The sequence below is a fragment of the Mitsuokella multacida DSM 20544 genome (genome assembly GCF_000155955.1).
GTDB lineage: Bacteria > Bacillota > Negativicutes > Selenomonadales > Selenomonadaceae > Mitsuokella > Mitsuokella multacida.
In genome coordinates, this window is sequence record NZ_GG697143.2 from 65,937 (window position 1) to 79,450 (window position 13,514).

The following is a 13,514-nucleotide window of genomic DNA, read 5'->3' on the forward strand; positions in this document are numbered from 1 at the left end:
TATGGCAGATACCATGGAATGGACCGGCCGGACGGTCGAGGCGGCGCTTGAGGCAGCCGCCGCTGACCTCGGCTGTGCGCCAGCGAGCCTGGAGTACACGGTGCTCGAGCAGCCTTCCCGCGGCTTCCTCGGCCTGATCGGCCGCAAGGATGCGCGCATCCGCGTCCGCGATATCGATGGCGCCGCAGTGGCTGAGACGAAGGCTGCTGATCCGTCTGCCGATATGGCAGAGCTGGAGACGCGCCTGGAGGAAGAGGTCGAAGAAACGCAGGTGGATGCGCCAGCTAAGGCAGCATCTGCTAAGGCCGCCAAGGCAAAGGATGCTGTGTCGCTGCTCGAACAGGAGCAGCGCGCGCGCAAGTTCCTCGAGGATGTGTTCGCCGCGATGAAGATCGAGGTCGAGCTGCAGCGCTCGGAGACGGAGGAGGGCATCCTCTTCCAGCTCGAGGGCGAGAGCCTCGGCATCCTCATTGGCAAGCATGGGCAGACGCTCGATGCGCTGCAGTACCTGACGAACCTCGCGGCCAACCGCGGCGTTGCAGGCGAGCGCCTGCATGTCCAGCTTGACATCGAGGGCTACCGCGCCCGCCGTGAGGAGACGCTCACGCGCCTCGCAGGCCATCTGGCTGAGAAGGCCTGCCGCATCGGCCAGGAAATCCATCTCGAGCCGATGAACCGCCATGAGCGCAAGATCATCCACATGGCGCTGCAGGACAGCCGCAAGGTATCGACGTACAGCGCCGGCGATGAGCCGCGCCGCTATGTCGTCATCGTGCCGCGCCGCCGCCGTCGGGTGGAGAGCAATCGGCGCAGCCGGGAGAACGAGGACAATTGACCCTGTCCTCAACCCGGACAGACAGCAAGATACAGAGAGCTGTGAAAGGGCTTTCTCCTTCTGGGAGCAGGCCCTTTTTGCTTTACCTGCCCGGGGTCCATGTACTAGAATGATTGAGAACGAAATTGCTTAAAACGACTCGAGATGACTCGAGAGCGAAAGGAAGGGAAGACAGTATGCAGCAGGGAGATACGATCAGTGCCATCGCGACACCGCAGGGTGAGGGCGGTATCGGCGTCATCCGCATCAGCGGGGAGCATGCGCTGAAGACGGCCGGCAAGGTCTTCGAGGCGAAGAACGGCAAGCCGCTCGTCCTGGCGGGCAGCCATCATGCCGTCTACGGCCATATCGTGGATGAGAAGGGGCAGGTCGTCGACGAGGCGCTGGCCCTCGTCATGCTCGCGCCGCATTCGTATACGGTGGAGGACGTCGTGGAACTGCAGTGCCACGGCGGCCTCATGACGCTGCGCAAGACGTTGGAGCTCACGTGGAAGGCGGGGGCAAGGCCGGCGGAACGCGGCGAGTTCACGAAGCGCGCTTTCCTCAACGGGCGGCTCGACCTCTCGGAGGCGCAGGCCGTCATGGATATCATCCAGGCGCGGACGGAGACGTCGCTGACGATGGCGGCGGGGCATCTTACGGGGCACTTCTCGAAGGGCATCCATGCGATGCGCCACGAGATCCTCGGCATGATCGCCCATATCGAGGCGGCCATCGATTTCCCCGAGGATGAGGTCGACGATGTGCTGACGTACGATATCCAGAAAAATGTGGTTGAGATACGCAATAAAATCGCCGGCCTTTTGCAGACGGCACATGCGGGGCGGATCCTTCGCGACGGACTGCTGACGGCCATCATCGGCAAGCCGAATGTCGGCAAGTCGAGCCTGCTCAATTCCTTACTCCGCGAGGAGCGGGCTATCGTCACGGACGTGCCGGGCACGACGCGCGATTCCATTGAAGAGTACGCTGACGTCGGCGGCATCCCGCTGCGCATCATCGACACGGCGGGTATCCGCGCGACGGACGACGTCGTCGAGCGCATCGGCGTCGAGAAGGCGCGCTCCTATGTCAAGGAAGCCGCCTTGATCCTCGCGCTCTTCGACGCATCACGCCCGCTCGACAGCGAGGATGAAGAGATCCTCAAGCTCGTGCGCGGTCGCGATGCCATCCTGCTGCTCAACAAGGACGACCTGCAACCCGTCGTCACGGCCGAGATGTTGCAAAGGCATGTCAAGAAAGAGGTGCCGGTCATCACGATCTCGACACGCACGCAGGACGGCCTTGAGAATCTCGCAAAGGCCATCACCGCGAAGGTCTATGCGGGCACGCAGGCCGGGCAGGAAGGCACCTTCGTCACGGACGCGCGCCAGGCCGAAGTGCTGCGCCAGGCGGACGAGCACCTCGCGGCGGCCATCCGCACGATCGAGGCAGATATGGGCCTCGACTTCATCTCCATCGACCTGCGCTCTGCCTGGGAGAAGCTCGGTGAGCTCACGGGCGAGACGGTCGGCGAGGATATCATCAATGAGATCTTCAGCAAGTTCTGCATCGGCAAGTGAGTAAGTTCGTACCTAATATAGATAAGGGGGATTTTTGTTGTTTACCGCTGGATCATACGATGTCATCGTCATTGGCGCTGGCCATGCCGGCGTGGAGGCGGCGCTGGCCGCCGCGCGCATCGGCTGCCGGACGCTTTTGGCGACGCTCTCGATGGATAATATTGCCCTGATGCCCTGCAACCCGTCGGTCGGCGGCCCGGGCAAAGGCCATCTCGTGCGCGAGCTCGATGCGCTCGGCGGCGAGATGGGCGTCAATGCGGACAAGACCTGCATCCAGTTCCGCATGCTCAACACGGGCAAGGGGCCGGCTGTCCACGCATTGCGCGCACAGGCGGACAAGAAGCTCTACCAGTTCACGATGAAGGAGACCTGTGAGAAGACGGAGAACCTCGACGTCAAACAGATCCTCATCACGGACCTGCTGCTGACCGAGGACAAGAAGGCCGTGCGCGGCGTCCTCGTCGAGACGGGGGAGGTCTACCTCGCGCCGGCCATCATCATGGCGACGGGCACGTATCTCAGGGGCCGCATCATCGTCGGTGAGCACACCTACAGCGGTGGCCCGAACGGGCAGCGCCCAGCCATGAAGTTCTCGGACTCGCTCAAGGCGGCGGGCATCCGGCTCATGCGCTTCAAGACGGGCACGCCGGCCCGCGTCGACGCCCGCACGCTCGACTACGAGAAGATGCAGATCCAGCCGGGCGACGAGGAGGCGCGCAATTTCTCGTTCATGAGTGACGAGCGGACGCGCGAGCAGGTGCCGTGCTGGCTGACCTACACGAACGAAGCGACGCACAAGATCCTGCGCGACAACATGGACCGCGCGCCGATGGCGAACGGCATCATCGAGGGCATCGGCCCGCGTTACTGCCCGTCCATCGAGACGAAGATCCTGCGCTTCCCGGACAAAGACCGCCACCAGCTGTTCCTCGAGCCGGAGGGCCTGCACACGAATGAAGTCTACGTACAGGGCATGAGCACGAGCATGCCGATGGACGTGCAACTCGCCTTCCTCAAGACGATACCGGGCCTCGAGCATGCGCACGTCATGCGCGCGGGCTATGCGATCGAGTACGACTGCATCGACCCGACGCAGCTCAAGCCGACGCTGGAGTTCAAGGATATCAAGGGCTTCTTCTCGGCAGGGCAGGCCAACGGCACGTCGGGCTATGAGGAGGCGGCAGCGCAGGGCATCATCGCCGGCATCAATGCGGCCATGTTCATCCAGAAGCGAGAGCCTCTCATTCTCAAGCGTTCGGAGGCTTACATCGGCGTGCTCATCGATGACCTCGTGACGAAGGGCACGAATGAGCCGTACCGCATCATGACAAGCCGTGCAGAATATCGTCTCCTTTTGCGCCAGGACAATGCCGACCTGCGCCTGACGCCGTACGGCCGTCGCGTCGGCCTCGTCAAGGACGATCGCTGGGCGCGTTTCCTCAAGAAGAAAGAGGATATCGAAGCGGCGATGAAGCTGCTCAAGGAGACGAATATCAACCCGAGCCAGGAGACGAACGCCCGCTTGCAAGAAGCGGGCATCGAGCCCATCAAGAGCGCGCAGCCGCTTGCCGACCTGCTGCGCCGCCAGCAGGTCGACTACGAGAAGCTGCGGCTCGCATATCCCGAGCTGCCGGAACTCGCGAAGGAAGTCCGCCAGCAGGTGGAGACCTCCATCCTCTACGAGGGCTATATCAAGAAACAGCTCGAGCAGGTCGCGCACATGGAGAAGCTCGAGGCAAAGCTCCTGCCAGAAGATATTGATTATCAGGACGTGCCTAGCCTGCGCGATGAGGCGCGCGAGAAACTCGCGGCCATCCGCCCGCGCTCGGTCGGTCAGGCTGGGCGCATCAGCGGTGTCTCGCCGGCCGATGTGTCCGTGCTGCTCGTCTGGCTCGAGCAGCAGAAGCGTCTCCATGATACAGCAAAACAGAATGAGGAAGATTGAGAGGGGGAAGAGCAATGTTTCGAGATGAGATGAAGAAAGCAGCGGAGGACTTCGGCCTGACGCTCAGCGAGAACCAGCTCGCGCAGTTCACGCGCTACTACGAGCTGCTGGTGGAGTGGAATGAGAAAATGAATCTCACTGCCATTACGGAGGAGCATGAAGTTGCTGTCAAGCACATGGTCGATTCGCTCTCCGCTTACGATCCGGCCCTCTTTGATGGTGAGATATCGATAATTGATGTCGGAACTGGCGCGGGCTTTCCCGGCCTGCCGCTCAAGATCTTCTGCCCGCAGGTGCACCTGACGCTCATGGATTCGCTGAATAAGCGCGTCAATTTTCTGCAGACAGTCGTCGATGAACTCGGCCTCGAAGATGTGGACTGCGTCCATGCGAGAGCAGAGGAGGGGGCGCGCATGAAGAAATACCGCGAGCAGTATGACCTCGCCGTCTCGCGCGCCGTCGCACGCCTGCCAATCCTCTGCGAGTACTGCCTGCCATTTGTCAAGCGCGGCGGCCACTTCCTCGCACTCAAGGGCAGGGCTTTTGCTGAGGAAGTCGAGGAAGCGGCGAAAGCCATCAAAGTCATGGGCGGCAGCCAGACCGATGTGCGCGAAGTCCACCTGCCCGGCCTTGATGACAAGCGCGCCATCATCACCGTGACGAAGACCATGCCGACGCCCAAAGCTTATCCGCGCAAGGCCGGCACACCGGCAAAGAATCCGCTTTAATGTATTTTAGACAAAGGGGATGTTTCACGTGAAACATCCCCTTTTGCTTTTGGAAGAAAGGAAGAATCCCATTGAAGATTTCCTATACCGTAGATGCTGCCCATGACGGCAGGGAACTGCGCCAACTCGTGCGCGCGCCGCTCGGGCTCTCGGCGAAGCTCTGGAAGCACATCAAGTGGAACGGCACGGTCCTCGTCAATGGGAAGAAGAACGGCGACGCCCGCCTGCGCGTCCATACGGGCGATGAGCTGACACTGCTCTGGCAAGAAGTATCGTCCGTCGTGCCCGTCGATCTGCCGCTCGACATCCTCTATGAGGACGAAACCTTTCTCGTCGTCAACAAGCCCGCGGACATGATTGTCCATCCGACGCACCGCGCGGCGCGCGATACGCTCGTCCATGCCGTGGCGGGCTATTTCGAGCGCAGGGGAGAGGCGGCGGGCATCCATCCGCTCTACCGGCTCGACCGAGACACAACGGGCATCGTCATCCTCGCCAAATCCGCGCGCATCCAGCACGCGATGACAAAGCATCATGGCCAGATCTACCGCGAATACCTGGCACTGGCGCAAGGTCATCTGGACTGTCTAAGTGGTCGAATCGACATGCCAATCGGCCGTGACATCACAAGGGCGAATCACTGGCAGGTGCGCGCCGATGGCAGGCGCGCCCTGACGGAGTACGAGACCATCGCATCGTGGCCCGCGTATTCCCTGCTCAAGATACATCTGCTGACTGGCCGCACCCACCAGATCCGCGTCCACTTCGCCGCCCTCGGCCATCCTCTTTTAGGCGACACAGCCTACGACGGCTCCTGCGATACAATCCCGCGGCAAGCCCTGCACGCTTGGCGCGTCCACTTCTTCCATCCCGATACCGGCAAAGAGATCCGCATCGAGGCCCCCATTCCCGAAGACATGTGCCGACTCATCGGTTCCGACACTGTTTCACGTGAAACATTTAAAGAGGAGATAAAATAGCAAAATAATCTTTGACAGCAAGACTACCGAAATCAATTCGGCATCGATTGCAGAAAGGTTGTGGTTGTTTTGGATACTGCTGTTTGGCAGGCGCATCTCTTACCGGCGCTAGCCATCGGGCTGGCTGCGTTCATGCAGGGCATCACGGGATTTGGGCTCGTGATCATCGCGGCGCCGCTGCTCATGATTTTCTACGATCCGCGCGAGACGGTTCTCATGATGTTCGTCGTGGCGCTGCTCACCGGCATCGTGCAGACGTTTCTCGTCTGGAAGGATGCCCGCTACAAGCTGATCGAGACCATCCTCGTCGGCTACATCGCCGCACAGCCCTTCGGTTTCTGGATCTTCGCGCATTTCTCGGCGAATCAGTTGAAGCTGCTCGTCAGCACGGTCATCCTGATTTCTCTGTTGCTCATGCAGTTCACGCATCACAGGTTCTCGCTCTGCCGTCGCAACTCCATCCTCATGGGATTCCTCGCGGGCATCTGCGGCGTCACGACAGGCATGGCGGGCCCGCCTCTGATTCTCTACTTCGCCTACACCGAGCTGACGCCAGCAGAGCTACGCGGCACGAGCGTCGTCTTCTTCCTGATCAGCGGCATCATCTCCATCGGTTTCTTCCTGTTCCAGGGCGTGCCGATGTACGCCGCCGCCGTGGAATCGCTCTATCTCATCCCAGCCCTCGTCATCGGCCTCCTTCTCGGCCACGCCGTCATCCGCTTCGTCTCCGTCAAGCTCTTCCGCTTCATGATCTTCTTCATGCTCTACTTCATCTGTGCCTACATGTTCTACGAACTCGCCGTGCAGTGAAATCAAAAATAGGCGTCGATGTTTCACGTGAAACATCGACGCCTATTTTCGTTTTCAGTTCATTTCTTTTAAGGCGAGGGCTGTATATTGATCGGTGATCAATACATTCATATAACCAGCTTTGAGCGCTGCATGGATGGCCCGGAGCTTTTCTTTGCCACCGGCAACGAGGATGCGCGTTTCCTTTTTTTGAAATTCATCGAGACGGATGCCGACCGTACGGTTATCGAGCTCTTCATCGACAATCTTTCCGTCGTCGTCGTAGAAGCGGGAGCAGAGATCGCCAGCAGCCTTCTGGCTCAGGAGCTCGCGGTCTTTTTCGTTGATATAGTAGCCGAGGTGGAAGAGAATGGATTCATCTGAGGCTGGACCGACCGTTACGATTGCGATATTCGCTCGTTTGCCCATGTCGAGAATGTTCTTTACGTATTTATCATGCTCGACTAAGCGCTTTACTTCTATATTGTCGAACATGACAGGAATGGGCAGGAAGATTCCTGTAGTGGAAAAGGCCCTAGCGACAAGCGTGACAATCTCATGCGCATACGTGTTGAGCTTTGAGTAGCTGATGCCGCCTTTCAACTGTACGACTTGTACATCTTTGACAGGCTTTGTCCTGAGATCCTGGGCCATTTGGTAAAGGGAAGAGCCCCATCCTACACCGATGATGTCGTGATCCTTGACGATATCGTATAGATATTCAGCGGCTTTCAGACCGATGGCTTTTTTTATTTCTCGGTTATCGTTGAGCGGTGCGTTTGCTATCTTCACAGTCTTCAGATTGTATTTCTGACACAGTTCATCAGCCAGAGACAGACCCCGTTCGGTAGGATCGATGATCTTGATCTGAACAAAGCCCCTGTCCTTAGCATATTGCAATAAACGTGAAACAGAAGGTCGCGATATGCCAAGCTCATTGGCTATTTTCTGTTGGCTCATATCGGATTCATAATATAGTCTGGCAGCATCGATGCTCAGCCGATCTTTATCTTGATCCATATCCTCATCTCCCCATACATTCCCGGTCAATCTTCTATCTGAACCTATTATATATCGGATGTTGCTGATGGTTCAAATAATGGGCATAGAAAAATGGCTCTCCTTGATGAAATGAGGAGAGCCATTTTTCAGATGTAGATAGGACTTACTCCTTGAGCAATTTCAGTACATCTTCTTTTTCAGGATAGGACTTCTGCGTACCGCGCTTCGTGACGCTGAGTGCAGCAAAGGCACTGGCTGTCTTCATCGAGGAGAGGATGTCGCCAGTCTGCACGTAGCAGCAAGCAAAGCAGCCGATGTAGGCATCTCCAGCACCAGACGTATCGATGGCATTGACTTTGAATGGCTTTACGAGATGCTTTCCTTCTTTGCTGATCCACATGGATCCATGAGACCCCATGGTGACGATGACATTTTTCAGGCCTCGATCGACAAGACTCTTAGCCGCGGCTTCCACTTCATCTAGTGTCGAGACTGGCATCTCTGTCAAGATGGCTAACTCTGTTTCGTTCGGCATGAAGAAGTCACATTGGCAAGCCTTGTCTATGAGTAACTCTTTTGTTGCTGGTGCAGGATTTAACAATACTGGGATTCCGTGTTTTTTACCGAAGTCGATGGCGTAATATACGGTTTCCAGAGAAATCTCTAACTGTAGGATGATTAGCTGGCAGTTCTTGAGATCTTCTTCTGCATCATCGATGTCTTTGGGCAACAGGTATTGATTGGCACCCTTGATGATCAAGATGCTGTTCTGTCCGCTTTTGTCAACAAAGATTGGTGCAACGCCACTGGATACACCAGGAACTTTCTGCACATATTTTGTGTCGATACCAGCTTTCTGGAAGTTAGCGATGGTATTATCTGCAAAGGCATCATCACCGACTTTTGTCATCATCAGGACATCGGCGCCGTATTTTGCGGCAGCAACAGCCTGATTCGCGCCTTTGCCTCCGCAGCCCATTGAGAAGTCAGGGGCTTCCAGCGTTTCGCCGAGCACAGGCATGCGTGTGATATATGAGGTCAGGTCGACCATATTGGACCCGATTACTGCTATTTTCATGGGAATGCTTCCTTTCTTGATGATGTCATTTCAGTCCGGTCAGTACTGTGAAGGTTTTCTTTTCATTGGGCTTCAAGTAGAGAAGCGTGCCAGCTTTCTTGGCCGCAAGGAAGCCTTCTGGACGGCAGGTGGCAGGCAGGACAAAGGCGGCTACCTGAAGGTCGTCGTTCTTCATGATCCAGCGGGTAGCACTGGTGAAGTCTTTTGTGGAGAAATCCGTGCGGAAGCCATAGCCTTTCGGGGAATCAATCTCTACCGTGACATTCGGGGCATACTGGTCGATATGGTCTGCCATGAAGACGATTTCAGGATCGTACATATCAGGCTGATCGAGGACCTCTAAGCTGCGCCCTTTCTTCTGCAGTTTCTTGATCTCTTCATTGTAAGCAAGCCATTTTTCAGTTGGATGGACATGGGATGGGATGGATTCGCGCAGCTTGAACGCCGTGGCAGGGATGTTGGAGGAGATGCGTCCCTGATCGACATAAGCATAATTCATATGGCACATGTACTGCAGGGGCATCTCTGTGCAGGTAAGATTCGTGACTTCCATGTGGATGGTGAAGCGGGTGGCATCTTTTTTCAGGGAGACACTTGGCTGTGCGATGTAATGATAGCCGAAGCCCTGACAATATTCATACTTGCTGACGAGCGACACTGTGTCCTCGCTGATCTCAAGCCATGCTTCATCCATTTTTGCACAGGAGAACTCGCCATGCATGGGATGTGTATCTTCAGGGCCAGGGCAGCCGTTGGCCAGTAACCCGGAATGGAAAGCAAAGCAGCCGTATGTGTCAACGATGCATGTTGCTGGTTTAGGCTCCTTGAAGATATTCTTGAGGCGCAGGCTGATGCCATTGAATTCAGCATCCCAGATGATCTGGCCCATGTAGGGGAGTAATTCCACATATCCCTTTGCATTTGCAATCTTCACGGATTCAATGCCAGAAGGATAACGGAATAAGGTGACCTTGAAATCATCATTCTCTAAGATTGTTGTTAGATTTTCCTTGAAATACGATTTATTCAGACAAATTTTGGTAGCAATAGACATGGAAAAGACCTCCTATACAAATCGATTGACAACCATGAGATTATTTTTGTGCGAGCATCGTATTGGCATCCTGACTGACTTTTGATTCAGCACGGTATTTCTGGTAGAAGTAGAAGCCGACATAGAGGAAGCAGAAGAAATTGACGATGAACGAGAACTGCATCGAGCCGGTCATATCGGAGACATAGCCCTGGATTGCCGGGACAATCGCACCACCGATGATGGACATGACCAGGATTGCACCAGCTGTGGCCGTGTATTTCTTATCAACGGTTTTGAGGGTTTCACCGTAAATGGTAGCCCAGCAGGGGCCCATCAGAATGCTGATCGCGACAGCGGCATAGACCGCCGTGAAGCTTGGGATAAAGGAAACATAGAGTACCAGAAGGCAGCCGATGACGGAGTAGGCAACGAGTACTTTATTCGTGGAGAAACGTGCGAGAAGGAAGTTGGCGATGAATTTGCCGACAAAGAAGCAAGCGTAGCTGATGACCATGAAATTGGCGGCCATGCGCTCATTGATGGAGGCATCCATTGTCAGGGCCAGGCGGATGGTAAAGGACCAAACTGCTACCTGCATGCCGACATAAAGGAATTCTGCCGCGATGCCCTTCTTGAATTTATGGTTGCCGACAAGATAACGCAGCGTTTCGCCGATACTGGGATCTTCTGCCTTTGGTGCATCCTTGGGGGCGACTGGTTTGCAAGATGGATATTTCGTCAGGGCAAAGAGAAGAAGAACAGCTAAGAGCACGATGATGAGGACACGGTAAGGTTCGAGTGTATTCATCAACATATCAAGGCGATAGGCATGAGCTTCTTCTGCCGTCATGCTGGCAATCTGTGCAGCCATGCTCTGGCCGTCTTCAAAAATCAGATATTTGCCGAGCAGGATGCCTGCTGCAGCACCGATGGGGTAGAACGTCTGGCTGATGTTCAGGCGCAAGGTAGAATATTTCTCAGGTCCAAGCATGGTGCTGTAGGTATTCGAAGCAGTTTCCAGGAAGCCAAGGCCGATGGCGATGGCAAATACAGCTGCGAGGAACATGGTGTATGTAGCCATGTGCGAGGCAGGGAAGAAGAGTGAGCAGCCGACAATGTAGAAAATCAGGCCACAGAGAATGGCTGTCTTATAAGTCGTTTTCTTGATGACCATCGATGCAGGAATGGAGATTAAAAAATAACCGCCATAAAATGCACTCTGTACAAGGGCACTGGCGAAGTCACTCAAATCAAAGACACTCTTGAATTGCGTAATCAATACATCATTCAAGCTTGCTGCTGCTCCCCATAAGGGGAACAGGCAGGAAAGAAGAATGAACTGAAAGATTGGGGTCTTATTGAGATAGCCATTATCGTATTGGATCCACTTTGCCATGTTTTCTTTCCTCCTATTCTGATATAATCATGGATTTTCAGAGAATCAACCCTGCATGATCTCGACACCGTGGCTCGTGCCGATGCGGTTGGCGCCGGCGGCTACCATGGCTTCGGCTTCCTTGCGGTCGCGGACGCCGCCCGATGCCTTGACACCCATGTCCGGACCAACGGTCTTGCGCATGAGCTTGACATCTTCGACCGTAGCGCCCCATTTGGAGAAGCCCGTCGAAGTTTTGACGAAGTCAGCGCCAGCTTTTTTTGCGAGCTCGCAAGCCTTCACCTTTTCTGCATCCGTCAGCAGGCATGCTTCGATGATGACCTTCGTCGTCTTGCCTTGTGCGGCCTCTACGACTGCACGGATGTCTTTTTCTACATAATCATATTCTCCATCCTTGAGGAAACCAATCGGGATGACCATATCGACTTCGTCGGCACCATCAGCGATGGCCTGCTTGGTTTCGAATGCCTTGACGGAAGTCGGCGTAGCACCTTCTGGGAAGCCGATGACCGTGACGACGTTGACACCAGAGCCGGCCAGTTCTTTATGGGCATAGGAGACCCAGATCGGGCTGATGCAGACCGAAGCGAAATGATACTGCTTTGCCTCAGCGAGGATCTTGTCGATGTCCTTCTTCTGGGCATCCGGCTGGAGATACGTGTGATCGATGAATTTTGCGAGTTCCATTTTTATCCTCCTATAAATCAATTTCTATTGTTCTGACATGATTTATCATACCACTTATTGGAACAAGTGTAAAGATAAAAATGAACAAATTTGCAATACAAGGTGAATTGGGAAGAACAGGCATGAGAAAGGCCCCAGCCAATTTTGTCTGGCTGGGGCCTTGAAGATGATCGCAGTGGCGGAGGGGGGATTATGGATTCTCTAAGTCACCGTCGTGGTAGAGGAAATCGAGGTAGGGGATGGCAGCGAGATACTCCGTCCTCGCGGGGATCCAGCTGTCGGTGTAGAGGATATCGGCCTCTTCGAGGACTTTGCGCTGCGGGTCGTAGCGGACGGCAAAACTTGGGAAGAGCAGGTTGGCGAGGCCGTCCTCGGTGTCGGCCAGCGAGCAGTAGAGCATGCCATCGATGCGCTTCATGTTGAGCTTGTCGGTGTAGAGCGGCGGCTCGAGCAGAGGAATCGGGCCCCAGCCCGGCTGCTTGAGGTGGGCGTACTCGGGAAGCTGTAGCTGCTTGCAGACCAGGCGGCGGTAGTAATCGTCGGTGGAGTAGGTGGCAATCGGCAGCATGGTCTCGCGCGCCTTCTTGAACTTCAACTCGGTGGCTTGGAACGGTTTCTCGGTGATTTTTGTGATCTTGTAGATGCGCTCGGTGTTATCCGGATAGGAGAGCTCGACGTGGAATGCATAGAGCTGATCATCGTCCACGGCTCTCGTGAACCGGTTGTAGCGGATCAGGCCCGTCGCTTTGTCGTAGCTCACGCTGTCGACGTCGTAGCCGACATCACAGACTTTCTTGAGCAGGGAGCTGTTCTGGGCAAATTTCTGGAAGTAGGCCGTGCCGTAGGGCAGCTCGCCTGCCTTGCCCTGGCTGTGTTTGAGGCCCTCGATGACGGCCTTGAGCTCCCGGTTCTCGCCCTCGATGTTGATCTGCTGGATGGCCTGGTTGAGGTCGACCTGGTCGAGCTGGATGTAGGCCGTCAGATGGCAGGTGACGAGCGTGTAGCCGTCATCCGTCTTGCTCGTCGCATACGACTCATTCTGGACGGCGAGGATGTTGCCAGATATGGACTGAATCTCATCTTCAGTAAGTACCTGATTGTGCGTCTTAGAATAACTCTGGACAAAGACGCCGGCCTTCTCCGTTGCCAGGCGCAGCGCATCCTTATGCGCTTCCTCGCGGGCCTTCTTGAGCCCTGCCTCGGAGGTGTCGTCCGTCAGATAGCTGCCTGTCACCTCGACATTCTCGATATGGGCATTGCCGTGCCACTCGGCATAGGCAGGGGCTGCCGCGACGAGCACGGGCACCATGGCCAGCACACCGATTTTCTGGAACATCAAAATCGCCTCATTTCTCATATCTTACGTGTATCTGTGTCTTTCTTTTATTGTATCGCAAATGAGAAAACACGCAAGAATTTTGTAATAATCTAATCTGTAAGGTACAGGGCGTTTTGATCCTATGCGGCTTCTGGACA

At 55.5% G+C, this 13,514-nt stretch carries 12 protein-coding genes; 6 read left to right on the top strand and 6 right to left on the bottom strand.

Translation table 11 applies throughout. From position 1 onward, the window contains the following. Position 1 precedes the first annotated feature (1 nt). The 6 genes from jag to MITSMUL_RS11000 all read left to right on the top strand — a co-directional run bounded on the left by jag (position 2) and on the right by MITSMUL_RS11000 (position 6,860). Complete coding sequence (gene jag, locus MITSMUL_RS10975; protein ID WP_005842707.1) at positions 2-835, top strand: RNA-binding cell elongation regulator Jag/EloR; 834 nt, start codon at positions 2-4, stop codon at positions 833-835. A 176-nt stretch (positions 836-1,011) separates the two neighbouring features. After that, on the top strand, positions 1,012-2,397 hold the full coding sequence (gene mnmE / locus MITSMUL_RS10980; protein ID WP_005842709.1) for a tRNA uridine-5-carboxymethylaminomethyl(34) synthesis GTPase MnmE: 1,386 nt from the start codon (positions 1,012-1,014) through the stop codon (positions 2,395-2,397). A gap of 37 nt (positions 2,398-2,434) precedes the next feature. Next, entirely contained in the window at positions 2,435-4,342 is a 1,908-nt protein-coding gene (mnmG, locus tag MITSMUL_RS10985) for a tRNA uridine-5-carboxymethylaminomethyl(34) synthesis enzyme MnmG (protein ID WP_040636414.1), read from the top strand. Between the two features lie 14 nt (positions 4,343-4,356). Next, positions 4,357-5,070, top strand: a complete 714-nt coding sequence (gene rsmG, locus MITSMUL_RS10990; RefSeq protein WP_005842713.1) for a 16S rRNA (guanine(527)-N(7))-methyltransferase RsmG — start codon at positions 4,357-4,359, stop codon at positions 5,068-5,070. Positions 5,071-5,141: 71 nt separating this feature from the next. Beyond that, the gene (locus tag MITSMUL_RS10995) at positions 5,142-6,050 is read left to right on the top strand and encodes an RluA family pseudouridine synthase (protein ID WP_005842715.1); all 909 of its coding nucleotides are present in this window, start codon (positions 5,142-5,144) and stop codon (positions 6,048-6,050) included. 69 nt (positions 6,051-6,119) lie between these two features. Then, positions 6,120-6,860: a sulfite exporter TauE/SafE family protein gene (locus MITSMUL_RS11000; protein ID WP_040636415.1), complete on the top strand. Its 741-nt coding sequence runs from the start codon at positions 6,120-6,122 to the stop codon at positions 6,858-6,860. A 54-nt stretch (positions 6,861-6,914) separates the two neighbouring features. Here MITSMUL_RS11000 and MITSMUL_RS11005 read toward each other — a convergent pair whose 3' ends face one another. The 6 genes from MITSMUL_RS11005 to MITSMUL_RS11030 form a co-directional block, all read right to left on the bottom strand. Beyond that, a complete protein-coding gene (locus MITSMUL_RS11005; protein ID WP_005842719.1) occupies positions 6,915-7,859 on the bottom strand; it encodes a sugar-binding transcriptional regulator in 945 nt (314 codons plus the stop codon). A 145-nt stretch (positions 7,860-8,004) separates the two neighbouring features. Beyond that, positions 8,005-8,919, bottom strand: a complete 915-nt coding sequence (rbsK, locus tag MITSMUL_RS11010) for a ribokinase (RefSeq protein WP_005842721.1) — start codon at positions 8,917-8,919, stop codon at positions 8,005-8,007. 25 nt (positions 8,920-8,944) lie between these two features. Beyond that, on the bottom strand, positions 8,945-9,973 hold the full coding sequence (locus MITSMUL_RS11015; protein ID WP_005842723.1) for an aldose 1-epimerase family protein: 1,029 nt from the start codon (positions 9,971-9,973) through the stop codon (positions 8,945-8,947). 40 nt (positions 9,974-10,013) lie between these two features. Then, positions 10,014-11,351: an L-fucose:H+ symporter permease gene (gene fucP, locus MITSMUL_RS11020; RefSeq protein WP_005842724.1), complete on the bottom strand. Its 1,338-nt coding sequence runs from the start codon at positions 11,349-11,351 to the stop codon at positions 10,014-10,016. Positions 11,352-11,396: 45 nt separating this feature from the next. Further along, positions 11,397-12,038 (bottom strand): deoxyribose-phosphate aldolase, encoded by a 642-nt coding sequence (deoC, locus tag MITSMUL_RS11025; RefSeq protein WP_005842726.1) that lies wholly within the window; start codon positions 12,036-12,038, stop codon positions 11,397-11,399. 190 nt (positions 12,039-12,228) lie between these two features. Continuing rightward, on the bottom strand, positions 12,229-13,374 hold the full coding sequence (locus MITSMUL_RS11030) for a hypothetical protein (protein ID WP_040636416.1): 1,146 nt from the start codon (positions 13,372-13,374) through the stop codon (positions 12,229-12,231). Between the last annotated feature and the right edge of the window lie 140 nt (positions 13,375-13,514).

Coding starts and splice junctions, on each gene's coding strand:
- rbsK (WP_005842721.1), bottom strand. CDS start 8,919: ATGAAAATAGCAGTAATCGGGTCCAATATGGTCGACCTGACCTCATAT.
- MITSMUL_RS11005 (WP_005842719.1), bottom strand. CDS start 7,859: ATGGATCAAGATAAAGATCGGCTGAGCATCGATGCTGCCAGACTATAT.
- MITSMUL_RS11030 (WP_040636416.1), bottom strand. CDS start 13,374: ATGTTCCAGAAAATCGGTGTGCTGGCCATGGTGCCCGTGCTCGTCGCG.
- deoC (WP_005842726.1), bottom strand. CDS start 12,038: ATGGAACTCGCAAAATTCATCGATCACACGTATCTCCAGCCGGATGCC.
- fucP (WP_005842724.1), bottom strand. CDS start 11,351: ATGGCAAAGTGGATCCAATACGATAATGGCTATCTCAATAAGACCCCA.
- rsmG (WP_005842713.1), top strand. CDS start 4,357: ATGTTTCGAGATGAGATGAAGAAAGCAGCGGAGGACTTCGGCCTGACG.
- jag (WP_005842707.1), top strand. CDS start 2: ATGGCAGATACCATGGAATGGACCGGCCGGACGGTCGAGGCGGCGCTT.
- mnmE (WP_005842709.1), top strand. CDS start 1,012: ATGCAGCAGGGAGATACGATCAGTGCCATCGCGACACCGCAGGGTGAG.
- MITSMUL_RS11015 (WP_005842723.1), bottom strand. CDS start 9,973: ATGTCTATTGCTACCAAAATTTGTCTGAATAAATCGTATTTCAAGGAA.